13 protein-coding genes, 3 pseudogenes and 1 riboswitch are annotated in these 17,893 nt (G+C 63.0%); of the genes and pseudogenes, 7 read left to right on the top strand and 9 right to left on the bottom strand.

The genetic code is table 11. The features are described 5' to 3' along the window. Nucleotides 1-23: 23 nt before the first annotated feature. The 5 genes from FAA86_RS22645 (at nucleotide 24) to FAA86_RS22665 (ending at nucleotide 5,418) form a co-directional block, all read left to right on the top strand. Nucleotides 24-1,040 (top strand): ABC transporter substrate-binding protein, encoded by a 1,017-nt coding sequence (locus tag FAA86_RS22645; protein ID WP_136543397.1) that lies wholly within the window; start codon nucleotides 24-26, stop codon nucleotides 1,038-1,040. Nucleotides 1,041-1,128: 88 nt separating this feature from the next. Next, nucleotides 1,129-2,595: a sugar ABC transporter ATP-binding protein gene (locus tag FAA86_RS22650; protein WP_136543399.1), complete on the top strand. Its 1,467-nt coding sequence runs from the start codon at nucleotides 1,129-1,131 to the stop codon at nucleotides 2,593-2,595. After that, nucleotides 2,592-3,539: an ABC transporter permease gene (locus FAA86_RS22655; protein ID WP_136543401.1), complete on the top strand. Its 948-nt coding sequence runs from the start codon at nucleotides 2,592-2,594 to the stop codon at nucleotides 3,537-3,539. Before FAA86_RS22650 ends, FAA86_RS22655 begins: the two co-directional genes overlap by 4 nt. After that, the gene (locus FAA86_RS22660; protein WP_136543403.1) at nucleotides 3,536-4,486 is read left to right on the top strand and encodes an ABC transporter permease; all 951 of its coding nucleotides are present in this window, start codon (nucleotides 3,536-3,538) and stop codon (nucleotides 4,484-4,486) included. Before FAA86_RS22655 ends, FAA86_RS22660 begins: the two co-directional genes overlap by 4 nt. A gap of 20 nt (nucleotides 4,487-4,506) precedes the next feature. Beyond that, nucleotides 4,507-5,418, top strand: coding sequence for an SMP-30/gluconolactonase/LRE family protein (locus tag FAA86_RS22665; RefSeq protein ID WP_136543405.1), 912 nt, complete (start codon nucleotides 4,507-4,509; stop codon nucleotides 5,416-5,418). Nucleotides 5,419-5,466: 48 nt separating this feature from the next. Here the strand turns inward: FAA86_RS22665 and atzF are convergent, their stop codons facing one another. The 9 genes and pseudogenes from atzF to FAA86_RS22705 all read right to left on the bottom strand — a co-directional run bounded on the left by atzF (nucleotide 5,467) and on the right by FAA86_RS22705 (nucleotide 16,612). After that, nucleotides 5,467-7,266, bottom strand: a complete 1,800-nt coding sequence (gene atzF, locus FAA86_RS22670) for an allophanate hydrolase (RefSeq protein ID WP_136543407.1) — start codon at nucleotides 7,264-7,266, stop codon at nucleotides 5,467-5,469. Continuing rightward, a pseudogene (locus FAA86_RS25185) lies at nucleotides 7,266-8,516 on the bottom strand (carboxyltransferase domain-containing protein); the annotation flags it as partial. The pseudogene FAA86_RS25185 and the gene atzF, both read right to left, overlap by 1 nt. A gap of 141 nt (nucleotides 8,517-8,657) precedes the next feature. Continuing rightward, nucleotides 8,658-10,988: pseudogene (locus FAA86_RS25190) on the bottom strand (5-oxoprolinase/urea amidolyase family protein); the annotation flags it as partial. Beyond that, nucleotides 10,988-11,641 carry an urea amidolyase associated protein UAAP2 gene (locus FAA86_RS22680; protein WP_136543411.1) on the bottom strand — a complete coding sequence of 218 codons (654 nt, stop codon included), beginning with the start codon at nucleotides 11,639-11,641 and terminating at the stop codon, nucleotides 10,988-10,990. The pseudogene FAA86_RS25190 and the gene FAA86_RS22680, both read right to left, overlap by 1 nt. Before the next feature lie 14 nt (nucleotides 11,642-11,655). Beyond that, a complete protein-coding gene (locus FAA86_RS22685) occupies nucleotides 11,656-12,483 on the bottom strand; it encodes an urea amidolyase associated protein UAAP1 (RefSeq protein ID WP_183954751.1) in 828 nt (275 codons plus the stop codon). 4 nt (nucleotides 12,484-12,487) lie between these two features. Further along, nucleotides 12,488-13,310, bottom strand: a pseudogene (locus FAA86_RS22690) (ABC transporter ATP-binding protein); the annotation flags it as partial. After that, nucleotides 13,307-14,125 carry an ABC transporter permease gene (locus tag FAA86_RS22695; protein ID WP_113376864.1) on the bottom strand — a complete coding sequence of 273 codons (819 nt, stop codon included), beginning with the start codon at nucleotides 14,123-14,125 and terminating at the stop codon, nucleotides 13,307-13,309. The pseudogene FAA86_RS22690 and the gene FAA86_RS22695, both read right to left, overlap by 4 nt. 71 nt (nucleotides 14,126-14,196) lie before the next feature. Then, nucleotides 14,197-15,270, bottom strand: coding sequence for a putative urea ABC transporter substrate-binding protein (locus tag FAA86_RS22700; RefSeq protein ID WP_136543417.1), 1,074 nt, complete (start codon nucleotides 15,268-15,270; stop codon nucleotides 14,197-14,199). 75 nt (nucleotides 15,271-15,345) lie between these two features. Beyond that, nucleotides 15,346-15,452, bottom strand: a riboswitch (guanidine-I (ykkC/yxkD leader). A gap of 260 nt (nucleotides 15,453-15,712) precedes the next feature. Then, nucleotides 15,713-16,612: an SDR family oxidoreductase gene (locus tag FAA86_RS22705; RefSeq protein WP_136543419.1), complete on the bottom strand. Its 900-nt coding sequence runs from the start codon at nucleotides 16,610-16,612 to the stop codon at nucleotides 15,713-15,715. 180 nt (nucleotides 16,613-16,792) lie between these two features. On the opposite strand from FAA86_RS22705, the gene FAA86_RS22710 reads away from it, so the two are divergent. Both FAA86_RS22710 and FAA86_RS22715 read left to right on the top strand, forming a co-directional pair. Beyond that, entirely contained in the window at nucleotides 16,793-17,200 is a 408-nt protein-coding gene (locus FAA86_RS22710) for a winged helix-turn-helix transcriptional regulator (protein ID WP_377344441.1), read from the top strand. A gap of 93 nt (nucleotides 17,201-17,293) precedes the next feature. Beyond that, on the top strand, nucleotides 17,294-17,893 hold a 600-nt coding region (locus tag FAA86_RS22715), incomplete at its 3' end, for a TadE/TadG family type IV pilus assembly protein (protein WP_136543423.1).

Below are 17,893 nucleotides of genomic sequence, written 5' to 3' on the forward strand. Positions count from 1 at the left end.
GCCGGACAACAGGGAGTGAGATCATGAAGACCAGCAGATACCTTCTGGCGAGCGCGGCACTGTGCCTTCTCGCCACATCCATGCCCGCAATGGCCGATACCTCGGGCAAGAAGATCGCCCTTTCGAACAATTATGCCGGCAATTCCTGGCGCCAGGCCATGCTGACCAGCTGGGAGAAAGTGACCGGCGAAGCCGTGAAGGCCGGACAGGTGGCAGCAGCCGATGCCTTCACCACGGCTGAAAACCAGGCCACCGAACAGGCCGCGCAAATCCAGAACATGATCCTGCAGGGCTATGACGCCATCGTCATCAACGCAGCCTCTCCGACGGCACTCAACGGCGCCGTCAAGGAAGCCTGTGATGCCGGCATCACCGTCGTCTCCTTTGACGGCATCGTCACCGAACCCTGCGCATGGCGCATCGCCGTCGACTTCAAGGAAATGGGCCGCAGCCAGGTGGAATACCTTTCCAAGCGCCTGCCTGAGGGCGGCAATCTGCTCGAGATCCGCGGCCTTGCCGGCGTCTTCGTCGATGACGAGATCTCGGCCGGCATCCATGCCGGTGTCGAGCAGTTCCCGCAGTTCAAGATCGTCGGCTCCGTGCATGGCGACTGGGCGCAGGACGTGGCGCAGAAGGCCGTGGCCGGCATCCTGCCGAGCCTGCCGGAACTGGTCGGCGTCGTGACGCAGGGTGGTGATGGCTATGGTGCAGCCCAGGCGATCGCTGCCGCCAACCGTCCGATGCCCGTCATCGTCATGGGCAATCGCGAAGACGAGTTGAAGTGGTGGAAGGAGCAGAAGGACGCCAATGGCTACGAGACCATGTCCGTCTCGATCGCGCCTGGCGTTTCCACGCTCGCCTTCTGGGTCGCGCAGCAGATCCTCGACGGCAAGGAAGTCAAGAAGGACCTCGTCGTTCCCTTCCTTCGCATCGACCAGGACAACCTCGAAGCCAACCTGGCCAATACCCAGGCCGGCGGCGTCGCCAATGTCGAGTATTCGCTCGAAGACGCACAGAAGGTGATCTCTTCGGCGATGTAATCGACCGAAACCTCCCCGGACCGTCCGGCCTTCGGGCCGGGCGGTGTGGGATCTGTCCTTTGGCTTCCAAAGCGAAGAGTATTTCTGCATGAATGCCATGCTCGAACCGGGCGGTGGACGGCCCGTCGTCAGTGTAACCGATGCGCGTGTGAGTTTCGGTGCCGTGAAGGCGCTGGATGGGGTCACGCTCGAGATCGGCGCTGGTGAATGCGTCGGCCTGGTGGGCCACAACGGCGCCGGCAAATCGACCATCGTCAATGTCATCAATGGCGGACTGACACCGCATGAAGGTGAGATCCGATATGGTCACGGCAGCGGCGGGCACAGCATCAATGCGGCACGCGATGCCGGCATTCGCTGTGTCTTCCAGGAGCTGTCGCTCTGCCCCAACCTGACGATCGTGGAGAATACGCGCGTCATGCATCGCAGCCTGAAAGGCTGGGGCTGGCGAAAGCGCGGTGCCTCTCTAATCGAGAGCAAGCTCGACGAGATTTTTCCCGGACACACCATCGACAGCCATGAGGCCGTCGGCAATCTCACCATCGCCGAGCGGCAGATGGTGGAGATCGCAATCACCTTTTGCGAGATCGGAAGCCCGGTGCGCCTTGTCATTCTGGACGAGCCGACGTCTTCGCTCGACGCGCGGCTCGCCGAACAGTTGCTCGCCTATGTCGAGCGCTTCGTGCGCGGCGGCGGCTCGATCCTGTTCATCTCGCATATCCTGGGTGAAATCCTCTCGGTCTCCAGTCGCATCGTCGTCATGAAGGACGGAAAGGTGGTCAGCCAGAGGCCGGCCGAGGAGTTCTCGGAGCACGGTCTGATCGAGGCCATGGGCAGCGTCGTCAAGGCACGCCAGGCGCGCCAGTCGTCCGATCGAGCCCCGACCGAAACGGTTCTTTCTGCGGCACCGGTACGCGGACGCGGTCTGGCGTTCGAGGCCAGGAAGGGCGAAATCGTGGGTTTTGCCGGGCTCGGGGGCCATGGCCAGACGGATATGCTGGTCGGGCTCTTCGAGGCGAAGACCGGCAACTGGCTGCGAGCCGCCGATCCGGCCGTTGCCTTCGTCGCCGGCGATCGCGCTGTCAACGGCACCTTCACGCTCTGGAGCATTTTGAGGAACCTCAGCATCAGCATCCTGCCGGATCTGTCGCGGCTGCAGAGCCTCGACTTCGCGCGCGAGGAGACGCTTGGCCAAACCTGGAAAGACCGGATCGGCATCCGCACGCCCGACATGGACAATCCCATCCTGTCGCTCTCGGGCGGAAACCAGCAGAAGGTGCTTTTTGCACGCGCGCTGGCCGGCCGGGCGCCGGTGATGCTGATGGACGATCCGATGCGCGGCGTCGACTTCGGTACAAAGCAGGAGGTCTATACGATCCTGCGCCAGGAGGCCGATCAGGGCCGTACCTTTGTCTGGTACTCGACCGAGATGGATGAGGTCTGCCTTTGCGACCGCGTCTACGTTTTCAACAACGGCATCATCGTTGCCGAACTCAAAGGTGACGCAGTGACCGAAGAGAACATTCTGGCGGCATCCTTCCAGGAGGCCGCATGACGAAGTACTTCTCTTCTGACGGCCTGCGCCTGCTGATCCCGGCCCTGTCGCTGGTCGGGCTGCTCGCCGCCGTCTTCTATCTGCAGCCACGGGCGATGAGCTATACGGGGCTCAATCTGCTGTTCAATCTGGCCGTCCCGATCGCACTGGCGACGATTGCGCAGATGCTGATCATGACGGTCAACGACCTCGATCTGTCGATGGGCACCTTCGTCAGCTTCGTGGCTTGCGTTACAGCCACGTTCCTGCAGTCTTCTCCCCTGCTGGGCGTGCTCATCCTGATGGCGGCGATCGGTGTCTACGCCCTTCTCGGCGTCATGATCCATCTGAGGGAACTGCCCTCGATCGTGGTCACGCTCGGCATGAGCTTCGTCTGGGGCGGCCTTGCCGTTCTGATCCTGCCTGCCCCCGGCGGCGAGGCGCCCGGCTGGATCCGCGCGATCATGACGGTGAAGCCGCCGCTCGTCCCGATGGCGATCGTCGCCAGCGTCCTGATTGCCGTCGTCAGCCATTACCTGATCATGCGCTCCTCCTTCGGCGTCGTCTTGCGCGGCGTCGGCGGCAACACGCGCTCCGTCGCGCGCGCCGGCTGGTCGATCATCGGGGCTCGGGCGGCTGTCTACGGCCTCGCCGGTCTCTTCGCGGTGCTTGCCGGCATGGCGCTGGTGGGGCTGACCACATCAGCGGATGCCAATATCGCGCTGCGCTACACGCTGCTTTCGATCGCCGGCGTCATTCTTGGCGGCGGTGAATTCGTTGGCGGCCGCGTTTCGCCTATTGGCGCCGTCATTGGCGCGCTGACACTGACACTGGCAGGGTCCTTCCTGTCCTTCCTCAGGATCTCGCCGGACTGGCAGATCGGCGCCCAGGGCGCGATCCTGATCCTGGTGCTGACTTTGCGTCTCGTCCTCAATCGCGCCGAAGGCCGGAGGGGGAAAGCATGACCACACTTGCCACGCTCTTTTCCCGCACCTGGATCTGGTCCTTCATCGCGGCCGCCAGCGTGTTCCTGATCACCATCTTGTTCACCGGCGGGGCGAGCACTGTCGGGCTTGCGCAGGCAGCACTGACCTTTGGCGCCTTTTCGGTCCTTGTCGGCCTCGGGCAGATGCTGGTGATCACACTTGGTCCTGGCAATATCGACCTGTCCGTTCCCGCCAACATGACGCTGGCAGCGACCGTGTCGCTGAAGGTGATGAACGTCGAGAACAGCATGATCGTTATGGGGCTGCTCGTTGCCATAGGCATCGGGCTTCTCATCGGGCTTGGAAACTACGCACTGATCAAGCTCCTGCGCATCCCGCCGATCATCGCAACGCTGTCGATGAGTTTCATCGTTCAGTCGACGGCGATCTGGACGAACCGCGGTTTGCGCATCAAGCCTCCGAGCTGGCTGGCCGACTTCACCACCTCCTCGACAGCAGGCGTCCCGAATGTCGCTATCGTTGCCTTCGCGCTCTCCGTCATCGTGTGGTACGTCATCAACCGCACGGTCTATGGCCGCTCGATCGCCGCGATCGGCCAGAGCATTCGCGCTGCGCGCATGGCCGGCATCCCGATCGACGGCACGCGGCTTGTCACCTACCTGCTTTGCGCCGTACTCGCCTCGCTCTGCGGCTATCTGCTTGCCAGCTTCTCCGGTGGTGCGGCGCTCAACATGGGCACAGAATATCTCCTGATGTCGATTGCCGTTGTCGTCATCGGTGGCACGGCGGTTGCCGGTGGCAACTCGAATGTTCCGGGGATATGGGGCGCTTCCCTCTTCATGTTCCTTGTCGTTTCCATGCTGAACACCTACGGCTTTGGAGCAGGCATCCGCCTCATTCTCACCGGTCTCATCATCATCGCCGTCATCATGCTGCCGACCACGCGCAGCGCCGGCAAAACCTGAAGCATTGCCAGGATCGTCCCATGGAAAACCCGCATTACGAGATCCGCGACCCCCGCTTCCGCGACCTGCTCGTTTCCAGTGCCGCGCTCGATGAGCTCTATACCGGCTGCCGATGGGCCGAGGGTCCCGTTTGGTTCAATGATGGCGGCTATCTCTTGTTCAGCGATATTCCGAACGAACGCGTTCTACGCTGGATCGAGGGCGCCGGCACCTCCGTCTATCGCGCGCCGTCCAATTTCATCAACGGCAATACCCGCGACGGCGAGGGGCGGCTCGTCTCCTGCGAGCATGGCGGGCGCCGCGTCATCCGCACCGAGATCGACGGGACGATCACGACGCTTGCCGATCGTCACCAAGGCAAGAAGCTCAACTCTCCCAACGACGTGGTGGTGAAATCCGACGGTAGTGTCTGGTTCACCGATCCGTCCTACGGCATTCTCTCGGATTACGAGGGCTACAAGGCGGACGAGGAACAGCCTAGTCGCAATGTTTACCGCCTTGATCCTTCGACCGACGAACTCACTGTCGTCGTCGACGATTTCCTGCAGCCGAACGGGCTCTGCTTCTCGCCGGACGAGCGCCTGCTCTACGTCGCCGATTCCGGCGCCAGCCACAAACCGGACGCGCCACGGCATATTCGCGTCTTCGATGTCACCGATGGCAAACACCTGACGAATGGGCGGGTCTTTGCCCATATCGACAAGGGTATTCCCGATGGGATGCGGACGGATGTAGAGGGGAACCTCTGGTCGAGCGCTGCCGACGGCGTTCACTGCTTCCATCCCGACGGCACGCTGCTCGGCAAGATCCTCGTGCCCCAGGCGGTCGCCAATCTGACCTTCGGCGGGCCGCGCAAGAACCGGCTGTTCATCACGGCCTCGACCTCGCTTTATGCGATCTACACCGCGACGCGCGGGGCACAGGTTCCCTAAGTCGAAGTGTCGTCTTGGCGCCTGCGTCAGGTAGGCGCCAACAGACGATCACTTCCTCGAAGCGATATAGGCGCGCCAGCCGCCGAGATCCGTGACTTCCTGCGCGCCCTGGATGGCATAGGGTTCGCAGAGGAAGCCGGACACTTGGGACCCGTCATCGAGCGTGACCTTGCCGATGCCGAGCGGTGCGGGGATGTTCTGGACGAAGCGGCCGAAGGCAGCGGGCGTTACCTTCCAGACTTCGACCTCAAGCCCCTTACCTTCGAAGCCCGGCTCGCGGATCAGGCCCGGCTTGGGCGGTGTGGTGTTGGGCAGGACGAAGAGGCGGTAGTCGCCGGCCGTGCGGCAGGTCTTCACCAGCTTGCCGCCGGGGCCTGTCAGTTCGTGGTTCAGCGGCATGCCGGTCAGATGCGCACCGACGACCATGATCGTGACAAGGCCATCATCAGGTTCGGCGACCTTCGAGGCTTCCGGCAGGGTTGCAGTCTTATCCTTGCCCATGCCCGAGGCCGCCGCGCGGTGCATGGCATCGGCAAAGGGTGCCAGGGCATCGTCGGAGAAGGAGGGGCCGAAAAAGGTCACGCCGCTTGGCAGGCCATCCGAACCGAATCCGCCGGGCACGGCGATCGCCGCATAACCGAAGAGATTGGCGAAGTTGGTATAGCGACCGAAATGGCTGTTCTTGACGATCGGATCTGCGAGCATCGCCTCGACCGTATAGGTGGTCGGCGAGGTCGGCAGCATCAGCACATCGAGCTTCTCCCATTCGACAAATGCCTTCTGGCGGAGATGGCCGAGCTTGTACTGGCCCTCGAACGCTGCCACCGCATCATAGGCTTTCGCGCCTTCGATGATGGTGCGCACTGTCGGATCGAAATCATCGGCATTGGTGCCGATGAAGTCCTTGACCGCTGCGAGACGCTCGGCGACCCAGGGGCCGTTGTAGAGCAGTTCGGCGGCCTGTCGGAACGGCGCGTAGTCGAAGGGGACGATGGTTGCGCCGAGCGATTTTGCCCGCTCGATTGCCTGATCGTAGAGCGCCTCCACCGCCTTGTTGCCGAAGAATTCGCGCTCGGCACCGTCGAGCACACCGATGCGCAGGCCTGATCCCGGCAGGGCCACTGGCGAGGCCTTGCGGGAGTAGGGATCACCGGCGTCATAGCCATCCATCACCTTGCGGATCGCGACACCATCGCCAACGGTTGCAGCAAAGACCGTGACGACATCGACACTGCGGCAGGCCGGCACGACGCCGACATTCGGCACGAGGCCGGGGGTCGGCTTGATGCCGACGAGGTTGTTGAAGGCGGCGGGCACGCGTCCGGAGCCTGCGGTATCGGTGCCGAGCGCAAAGCTTGCGAGACCCGCCGCGACCGTGACCGCAGAACCGGAGGAGGAGCCGCCGGAGACATAGGCCTTGTCGAAGACGGAGCGCGGAGCACCATAAGGAGACCGTGTGCCGTTGAGGCCTGTCGCGAACTGGTCGAGATTGGTCTTGCCGATGACGAGGGCTCCCGCGGCCTTCAGTCTCGCAACGACCGTGGCGTCCTTCTCCGGCTGGTAAGCGAAGGTCGGGCAGGCGGCGGTGGTCGGCAGGCCAGCGACGTCAATGTTGTCCTTCACCGCGAAGGGCACGCCCCAGAGCGGCAGACTGTTCGGCGCCGGCGCGTGCTCCATCAGGGCCCTTGCGGCGGCCCGCAAATCCTCGTCCGGCGTCTGGGTGATGAAGACGGCCGGATCGTCGGAGGCCTTGCGGCGGGCGATCACCTCCTCGGCGAGATCGAGCGGGGTCAGCCCGCTGGCATAGGCGACCCTGAGCGAAGCGAGATCGAGAATAGTCGGCAGCATTACAGATCCTCCAAGATGACCAGGACATCGCCGGCCTTGACGTTGCGACCCGGCCCGGCACGCAGATCCCGGACGCGGCCGGCAGCATGGGCGGTGACGGTGATTTCCATTTTCATCGACTCGATGATGGCAAGCGTATCTCCAGCCTGCACGGACTGGCCTTCTTCGACCAGCAATTTCCAGACATTGCCGGGCACGGCACTTTCCACCCCGAAGCAGCCTTCGGGGATATCGCCGCCGAGGCTAACGCCCGCGCCGTCATCCACCTGGAACGAGTCGAGCCCCTCGTCCTTCCAACGCTGTCGCTCCGCCTCGAAGGCCGTCTGCTGTCCCTGCTTGAAGGCGGCGATGCTCTTCGCATTGCGGGCCATCTCCGCCTCGTAGTCGGCATAAGAGAAGGTGCCCTCGTCGATGCGGATGGGATAGCCACCATGCGGGAAGGCGGCGCGGGCTTCCGTCAGTTCTTCGTGGCTTACGGGGAAGAAGCGGATCTGGTCGAAGAAGTCGAGCAGCCATGGCTTATCCTTGGCGAAGACATCCGTCTGGCGCCAGGTGTTCCAGACCTGGATCGTGCGACCGAAGAGCTGATAGCCCCCCGGCCCCTCCATGCCATAGATGCACATATAGGCACCGCCAATGCCGACGGCGTTTTCCGGCGTCCAGGTGCGGGCGGGATTGTACTTCGTCGTCACCAGCCGGTGGCGCGGATCGATGGGGGTTGCGACCGGCGCGCCAAGATAGACGTCGCCCAGGCCCATCACGAGATAAGAGGCGTTGAAGATCGTGTCCTTCACCGCCTGCTCGTCGGGCAACCCGTTGATGCGGCGGATGAACTCGATGTTAGACGGGCACCAGGGCGCATTCGGCCGCACGAGTTCCTGATACTTGCGCATGGCCAGTTCCGCATCCGGATCGTTCCAGGACAGCGGCAGCCAGACGGTCCGGCTCGGCACCTTGACGGCGGAGACCGGAGGCAGGCTTTTCTCGATCTCGGCCAGTGCGGCCAAGAGTTTCGGGCGCGACAGCGTGGTGCTGTCATAGTGGATCTGCAGCGAGCGGATGCCGGGAGTCAGATCGATCAGGCCCTGAAGCCTCGCCACCTTGACCGCCTGCATCAGCAGATGGACGCGCATACGGATGCCTATATCGAGCTGCATCGGGCCGTATTCGACCAGCAGGTTGTCATCCCCCTGGCGGCGATAGACGACGGGGATGGGGCCAGTGTCGTTCGAGGCGAGGATGGGGGTGCCGAAGGCGGTGTGCCGAGCCTTACCCCCCTCTGCCCTGCCGGGCATCTCCCCCACAAGGGGGGAGACTGGCACAACGCCGGCCTCGCCCGATACTGCAGATGCGCTTGCCTCCAACTCAACCGAAGCGGCAGGCGAGACGGCAGCCTCCTCGCTCTCCCCCCTTGTGGGGGAGATGTCCGGCAGGACAGAGGGGGGTAAACCGGGCACGGCACCTGTGGAAAGCACACCATCCTCCGCGCGCGTCACCGCATGAAACCGGATCTTATCCCCCGACTTAAACTGCCCCATCTTCCACTGCTCGTCGCGGGCGATGACGGCCGGGCAGACGAAGCCGCCGAGGCTCGGGCCGTCGGGCCCAAGGATGATCGGCATGTCGCCGGTGAAATCGATCGCGCCGATCGCATAGGCGTTGTCATGCAGGTTGGAGGGGTGAAGCCCCGCCTCGCCGCCATCGGTGCGTGCCCATTTGGGTGCCGGACCGATCAGGCGGACACCTGTGCGTGCCGAGTTGAAATGCACTTCGTAGTCGGTCGAGAACAGTGTCTCGATATCCTCTTCGACGAAGAAGTCGGGCGCACCATGTGGGCCGTAGAGCACGCCGACTGACCATTGGCGGGTCAGTTCCGCCGGCTCGGTTGCCGGCAGGACATTGGTCTGGTTCCGGCGGGCCAGGCGCAAGACATGCCCTGCGCGAAGCGTGCCGGTGGCATTGCCGCCGAACTGGCCGAGGCCGAAGGTGGCGCGGGAGCCCATGACAACAGGTGCATCGAAGCCGCCGGAGACCGCCAGATAAGCGCGCTGACCGGCACCGGTGATGCTGCCGATGGCCAGCGTCTGGCCAGCCTTGACCTGGATCGCCTGGTCGTGCGGCACCTCGGCGCCGTCGAGCTTCATCGGCATGACCGCTCCGGCAAGCGCGATCATCGTATCGGAGAAGAATTTCAGCACCGGCCCGGAGACGGTGAGCTCCAGGGCCGCCGTATGATCGTGGTTTCCGACCAGCCGGTTGGCATGGCGGAAGGAGCGTTCGTCCATCGGGCCCGAGGGCGGCACGCCGACATGCCAGAGGCCGAGGCGGCCCGGCAGCTCCTGCAGGCTCGACTGCGCACCGGGAGCGATCACCTCGACGACATCCGGTATGAATTCGAAATCCTTCAAGGCCGTGGTCGCAACATCGCCGCTTCGAAACAGATCGGAGGCGGCGATGGCCTTGAGGTATTCGAGATTGGTCTCGATGCCGGCTAGCGAGGTTTCTTCCAGCGCGGAGGACAAGGCCGCAATGGCCGTCTCCCGATCCGCGCCCGACACGATCACCTTGGCCAGCATGGGATCGTAGAAGGGCGTGACTTCGGTTCCCGTTTCCACCCAGCCGTCGACACGGACGCCCTCGGGGAAGACAACTTCGGTCAGCAGCCCGGCACTCGGGCGGAAGCCGGCATGGGGCATTTCGGCATAGACGCGCGCCTCGATCGCGGCACCTGTCGGCACCAGGTTTTCCTTGCCCGTCAGCACATCTTCGCCGGCGGCCTGGCGGATCATCCATTCGACCAGATCCACACCGAAGACGGCTTCCGTGACCGGATGCTCGACCTGCAGACGCGTGTTCACCTCAAGGAAGTAGAATTCTTCGCGGGCGGGATCATAGATGAATTCAACGGTGCCGGCGGAGGCATAAGCGGCCTGCTGGCCGAGCGACACGGCAGCGGCGTGCAGGCGCTGGCGCACGGCATCGGACAGACCAGGTGCCGGCGTTTCCTCGATGACCTTCTGGTTCCGGCGCTGCAGCGAGCAGTCGCGTTCACCGAGCGCAATCACCCTGCCCTTGCCGTCGCCGAAGATCTGCACCTCGACATGGCGGGCCTTGGAGACGAAGCGTTCGAGATAGACGCGAGCATCGCCAAAGCTGGATTTTGCCGTACGCTGGACGGTGTCGAAGACTGCGGCAAGCGCCTCCGCATTGGCGCAGAGCTGCATTCCGATACCGCCGCCGCCGGCTGTCGATTTCAGCATCACCGGATAGCCGATCTGCTCCGCTGCGGAGAGCGCCTCTTCCCGGCTGTCGAGCAGGCCGGAGCCGGGCAAGAGCGGCACGCCGCTCGCCTTGGCCAGTTCGCGGGCCGTGTGCTTCAGGCCGAAGGCGGAGATGTTGTCCGGCGTCGGGCCGATGAAGGTGATGCCTTCCGCCTTCAGCCGCTCGGCAAAGCCGATGTTCTCCGAGAGGAAGCCATAGCCCGGATGGACGGCTTGCGCACCGGTCTCACGGCAGGCGGCAATCACGGCGTCGACGTTGAGATAGCTTTCGCTGGCGGGTGCGGGCCCGAGGCGTATAGCCTCGTCGGCCATCAGCACGGCCTTCGAAAACCTGTCGGCATCGGAATAGACCGCAACGCTTGCGATCCCCATTCTCTGCAGCGTCTTGATGACGCGCACGGCGATTTCGCCGCGATTGGCAATCAGGACCTTCTTGAACATCAGGCTGCCTCGTCGTCCCAGACGAGCACCCGGATCGGCGTGGGATCGAAGCCGTTGCAGGGGTTGTTGATCTGCGGGCAATTGGAGATGACGAGCAGCACGTCCATCTCCGCCTTTAGCTCGACATAGTCGCCAGGGGCGGAGATGCCGTCGACGATGGTCATTTCGCCTGACGGTTCGATCGGCACGTTCATGAAGAAGTTGATGTTTGGCACCACGTCGCGCTTGCTCATGCCATGTTTGGAAACCTCGATGACGAAGTTGTCGCGGCAGGCATGCAGGTACTTCGTATAGTGGCCGAACCGGACCGTGTTGCTCTCGCAGGAGCAGGCGCCGGCAGAGGTATCGTGCCGACCGCAGCTGTCGGCGGTGACCGTCAGCATCACCCGGCCTTCGTTGGAGATCACCTTGGTGCCGGTGGAGATATAGGCCGCCCCCTGCTCGCGCATGGTGTCCTGGCTCGAATAGCGCTCGGAGAAATCATGGGCGTTGTAGAAGAGCGTATCGACAGCCTGCTGGCCATAGGTGTCCTCGATGCGCACCACCTGACCCTTTTTGATGAAGGTCGAGAAGGGCGCTTCGGCAGCGATATAGTGATCCTGCGCGGTGTTGGAGAGTGTGCGGGCGGGAGAGGTCTGTATAAAGCCGGTCATGGTCGCCTCTCCTCTCACAGGGCCGCAAAAGCGTTGTTTTCGAAGCCGCGGATGGCTTCTGCAGTCGCGGTCCGGCACAGATCATCCACCGCTGGCTCAATGGCCGCGATCCTGATGATGCTGACGGGATTGGGGGCGTAGACCGGGTTTAGATCGAGCGGATGCGGGCAGTTGGAGAAGCCGACGATCATGTCCATCTCGGCCCGCAGATCGACATAGTCGCCATCTTCAACGAGATCCGGCTTCCACTCGAACTTGCCATCGGCATCGACACGGACGGGTGCGAAAAGGGCGAGAGCTGCCGGAATGTCGCGTTTGTCGAGGCCTGATTTGGTGGCGATCAGCACGAAGTTATCGCGGGTATTGCGCAGCGCCGGACCGTTCTGGCCGGCATATTTCCTCGCGTTGGATGCGGCTGTCGAGCCGCCCATCAGAACGTCATGGGCGCCGGAGCTGTCCTCGGTGATCGAGAACATCACCTTGCCCATGTCGGAGAAGATGACACGGCCCTTTCCAAGCCCGGTGGTCCACTGCACCTTGACTGTATCCGGCAGGTTCATGCGCTCCGTCGGGTCTTCGGCATTCCAGGCGACAACCGATACGGTCGAGAAACCCTCGTCGAGAGCGATGCGCAGCGTCTCGTTGGCCTTGACGCGGGTCCACCAATACCAGCCGCCGGGCAGCTTTTCCTGGTGCACGATCGTGTCAGCATCGATTGGGGGTGCAGGTTTTGCGCTCTTGGCCGGCAGCGCCTTCGGTGCGAATTCCAGCCCCTTCTTCTGATGCTCCTCGTAACGCGCCCGGTTGGCAGCGATCTCTTCGGGGGAACGTCGGATATGCATTGTCATCTCCAGTGGTTTCGTTGGCCGGGTCGTCCCGGCTATTGACCCGTTGAAGAGACCGGGCCGTCCCGGTCGGGGCGAAAGAGGGAGGCCTCGCCCGCCTTGCGGGGCGGCCAGATGGCGATGTCGCGGGTGATCGTCGCGCCGTAGCGGAGCTTTTCCTCGGGCCGATCGCGGGGACGTTCGAAGGCAACGACGCGGGTCGCAAGCGTGAAGGCCTCGCGCATGTCATGGGTGACCATGACCACGGTCATCGGCGCCTCGTGCCAGAGCGTCTTCATCAGCGTATGGATCTCCGCGCGGATGCCTGGATCGAGCGCGCCGAAGGGTTCGTCGAGCAGCAGAACCTTGGGCCGCATGATGAGCGCCTGGGCGAGCGCCAGCCGCTGCTGCATGCCACCAGAGAGCTGGGCCGGATACTTGTCCTCGGAGCCGGCAAGCCCGACCGCCGCGATCATGGCGCGGCCTTCGTCCTCGACCTCGCGTTTTTCGGCACCGAACAGCCGGGCGGCGAAGCGGGAGGCTTTCAGCTCCTTGCCGAGCATGACATTGCCGAGGACGGTCAGATGCGGGAAAACCGAGTAGCGCTGGAAGACGACGCCGCGGTCCGGCCCCGGCTCCTTCGGCAGGGCCAGACCATCGAGCAGGATCTCACCCTTGGTCTGGCGCTCCTGGCCGAGCAACAGGCGCAGGAATGTGGACTTGCCGCAGCCGGACGGGCCGACCAGCGCGACGAAGGCTCTGGATTCGATCTCGATCGAGACATTCTCCAGCACGATCTGGTCGCCATATTCCTTCCAGAGGTTCTTGATGGAGAGCGCGCTCATTTGCCCTTCTCCAGTTCGGACCATGGGAAGACTGCGATGCGCAGCCGATCGAGCAGGATGTCGGTGAGGATTGCAAGCAGCGTGATCCACAAGACATAAGGGAAGATGACGTCCATCGACAGATAGCGGCGGACGAGGAAGATGCGATAGCCGAGGCCGCTGTCGGAGGAGATCGCTTCGGCCGCGATCAGGAAGAGCCAGGCGGGGCCAAGCTGCAGGCGAAGCGTGGTGATCAGGCGCGGCAGGATCTGCGGCAGCACCACACGCAGTGCGATCTGCCAGGATGAGGCGGATAGGGTTTCGGCCTTGACGATCATTTCACGCGGCAAGGAGATGGCGGTGAGCGCCAGATCGCGGACCATGATCGGTGCGACGCCTATGACGATCAGCGCGATCTTGGAGGCCTCGCCGAGCCCCATGACGATGAACAGGATCGGCAGGAGGGCCAGCGGTGGGACCATCGAGATCGCGCCGACAAACGGCGAAAGCGCTGCCCGGGCGTAAGGCAGGATGCCAATCACCAGACCCAGCAGGAGTGCGATCGCTGTGGCAATGCCCAGGCCGACGGAAAGCCGCCAGAGGCTCGCCCAGGTGTCTGACCAGAGAAGATATTCGCCGGTTCGCACATCCGGCGTGAACGCCATCCGATTGATCCCGTCCCACAGGGCGGCGAAACCGGGCAGCAGCTTGTCGTTCGGGTTGTCAGCCAGCCGCTCGGCCGAGCCGATCATGTAGGCGCCGAGCACCAGCACGAAGGGCAAGAGCACGAGCGTCAGGCGCGCGCCATTTCCGGGATGAGCATTGATCCAGCGCATCGACCACTCCAGGAGTTCAGGGAGGCAGGCTCCGCCCGGAGGACATCACCCTCCAGGCGGCGATCATGGCCTCAGAGCGCACCCTTGGCGGCAGCGTCCATATAGGTGGTGGTGAAGCGGAACTTGACGTTCTCCTTGTCGCCGAGAACAGAACCATCGGCCAGTTCAATGCCGATGACATCCGCAGACGGCGCACCGCTGCCGAGAAGGCCCTTTTCGAAGAGGAAGTTGCGGACGAGATCCATGGTCTTCGACAGCTCAGGAGAGGCCGTGAAGGCGACCGCATCAGCCGGCTTATCGAAGAGCTTGGTGGCGGCCATCTGAGCTTCGAAGCCCGCAAGATCCGTGCCCGAGGCCGCCCCCATCGCGGTGCGGGCAGCCTTGCCCTCTTCGGTATCGGCGGTCATGACGGCCATGGTGTCGTACCAGATGCCAGCCAGCGCCTTGCCGAAGTCCGGATTGTCCTTGAGCACCTCGGTGTTGGCCACCATCAGGTCGATGATCTCGCCCGGGATCTGCGAGCTGTCGAAGACCTTCTTCGCGGAGGCGTCTTCCAGGATCGTGGAGACCAGCGGGTTCCAGGTGACGACCGCCGTGACGTCGGGCGTCTGGTAAGCGGCGACCATATCGGCATCCGAGGTGTTGACCACCTTCACGTCGCGCTCGGAGGAGCCGATGCTTTCGAGCGCGCGGGCGAGCAGATAATGGGAGACCGAGAACTCGACGAGATTGACGTTCTGGCCCTTCACATCCTCCAGCTTGTCCTCACCCTTAAGGATCAGGGCGTCGTTGCCGTTCGAGAAGTCGCCGACGATGACGGCGGTCGTGTCGACGCCACCGGCGGCGGGGATAGAGAGGCCATCCATGTTGGTGAGGGTCACCGCATCGAAGGCACCGGCAGTGTACTGGTTCATCGATTCCACATAGTCGTTGAACTGCGTGACCTCGATGCTGATGCCGTATTTGTCGGCCCATTTCTTCACAATGCCGGTGTCATTGGCATAGCCCCAGGGCATCCAGCCGACATAGATCGACCAGGCAACCTTGAAATCCTTCTTCGGCGCGGCTTCGGCCGGTGTTATCTGGCTGAGGGCGAGAACGCCGGCCAGTGCGGTGATCGACAGGAGTGTCTTGACAGTCTGCATGTAGAAATTCCCCTTTTGCGTCTTCGAAAAGGGATCGGCATGGACCATCGCGCCGCCAATCCCTTGGCTTACGAGGTCTCCCGGGCTTTTGTCCCGCCGTGCACCCGATGGGATGTCTCTCCATCGGGAGCCGCTCTCGGACCAGCCACGCATGCTGCGTCGGAACCCTAGCGGCTAACTCTGCCGATAGAGGAGCAAGGGGCGTGCCAAGTCGCAAAAAGGTCCGATTGGCGGGGGAATTGGCGCTCGCCGCCGGCTCCACACTGTCAGTCTGCATGTCTCGCGAGCAGGCATGCCTGCGAAAGAGGCAGTCTCTGGCGGCCGGATATCGATCACGCCCGCAAAAGAAAAACCGCCCGTTCAGGGGAACGAGCGGTTGCGCGGCGCGCCTCGTGTGGGCGATGGCAGCGCCGGATCGGCCTGGCGGGGACCGATTGCGGGATCAGGCGATCATCGATTTCAACGCCGGTGCCTGGCTCTCGATCCATGCTTCGAAGCGCTGCGGTTCGCGGCCGGTGAGCGTTTTGAAGTCATTGGTGATGCGCGAGAGCCCACCATGGCCGATCATCGTGTCGATCGAGGCGTAGACGCGGGCCACCGGTTCCGGAAGGCCTGCGCCGACCATGCCCTGCACGAGGCCTTCAACGGGAACGTCGACAACCGTGATCTCCTTGCCGGCCGCAGCGGAGATGAGAGCGGCCATGTCCCGATGGGCGTAGCTGGATGCGCCCGTCAGCGTGTAGACCTTCTTCTCGCCTCCTGCGGCGACCAATGCGGCAGCGATGGCCTGGCCAATGTCGTCGCGCGCGATATGCGCCACCTTGCCGTCCCCGGCGGCCGAATACCAATGGCCGGAGGCGAGCGCAGGTCCGGCGCTCATCATGACATTTTCGAAGTACCAGTTGTTTCTGAGGATGGTCCAGGCCGGCACCGTGCTTGCTTCGATTGCGGCTTCGGTTCCTTCATGATCCGGCGCGAAGAGAAGCGGAGAATTGGCGGGCTCCGGCATCGACGTATAGAGAAGATGCTGGACGCCTGCCTTTTCCGCCGCAGCAATCGCTGCGCGATGCTGCACGAGGCGGTGCCCCGGTCGATCGAGTGAATCGGTGCTGATGATCAGGACTTTTTCGGCGTCGGCGAAGGCGCTCTGCATGGATGCGGCATCATCGAAGTCGACACGGCGAACCTGCACACCCTGTGCAGCAAGCTCCGCGAGCTGTTCCGGCTTGCGGCTTGCTGCGATGACATCGCCGGCGGCGACGCCAGAGGTATGCAGCAGGTGGTGCAGAACGCTTCGGCCGAGATGGCCCGATGCGCCGCTGACGAGATACTTGGCTTTCATGACAGATCCGTTCGTTTGGCCCCAGAATTGGGGCTGGTTTAAATTTCAGACTTGGTCTAAATTTCAGATCAGGGATCTGCCGTAAAGTAGGCAGTTTTTTAGAACCAGGTTCTGAGGACGATACGCATGACCGCACACACGAAGACACAGCTCGACTTCAGCGCCGCGATCGGAACCGCGATGGCGATGATGCGAGAACCGACCAACACCGTGTTCGATGCGGGGAATTGCCCCGTGCGCGATGTCTTCTCGCATATCGGCGACAAGTGGGCATCGCTCATCCTGCAGACGCTCGGCTTGAGGCCCCACCGATTCGGTGAGCTGAAGCGCGCCATACCGGACATCTCGCAGGCGATGCTGACGGGAACGCTGCGAAGCCTGCAGCGGGACGGGCTGGTCGACCGGGAAGTTTTCCCGACGCAGCCACCGAGCGTCGAATATCGTTTGACGGAGTTGGGGCAATCACTGCTGGGGCCGGTTGCGGCACTGGTGGTATGGACGGCGGAGCATCACGGGCGCATTCGCGAGGCGCGGGTGCTCTACGATGCCGAGAACCCGCCGGCGAAGAAGAAGGTTGCCGCTGCGTGAGCCTATGAGGCGGCTAGCATTTTCGTAACCATGAACATGAACGGAATCGACACAAGAGCCCACTAATTTACCCCAAGTTTCTGGGGGTAAATTATGCTAGGTAAACTTCTCCGCGACCGTAGCGGCAACTTCGGTGTGATGACGGCCTTGATGCTCGTTCCCTTGATCGGGGTCGGCGGGCTGGCGATCGACATCAGCAATGCTCTGATGGTGCGCAGCACTCTGCAGGCTGCAGCGGACGCTGCCGCGATTGCGGCTGTCGCGGAAACTTCGGCCGGTGTGATGCAGGCAATGCAGATGAAATCGGACGGCCAGCTTACCGCGGCGATCGAGGATGCCAAGAAGGTGTTCATTGGGCACGCCAAGATGTCGGAGGAGTATCAACTCCAGAATTTCGACGTCGACGTAGTGAAGACCGGCACGCAGCTCAAGGCGGTTTTCACCTTCGATGCGAAGGTGCCGACGACACTTGCCCGCGTTCTCGGCCAGAAGGATGTGACGGTCGCCGGCCGGGCCGAAGCCGTCTTCCAGACCGACACCTTCCGCGACTTCTATCTTCTTCTCGACAACACGCCATCCATGGGCGTCGGGGCAACTCCGGCCGACGTCAAGAAGATGGTGGACAACACAAAAGACAAATGTGCCTTTGCCTGCCACATCGTCAAAGACGGCGTCGAGGACAAGAACAGCTAC

It is taken from the genome of Rhizobium rosettiformans W3 (assembly GCF_004912135.1).
Lineage (GTDB): Bacteria > Pseudomonadota > Alphaproteobacteria > Rhizobiales > Rhizobiaceae > Allorhizobium > Allorhizobium rosettiformans.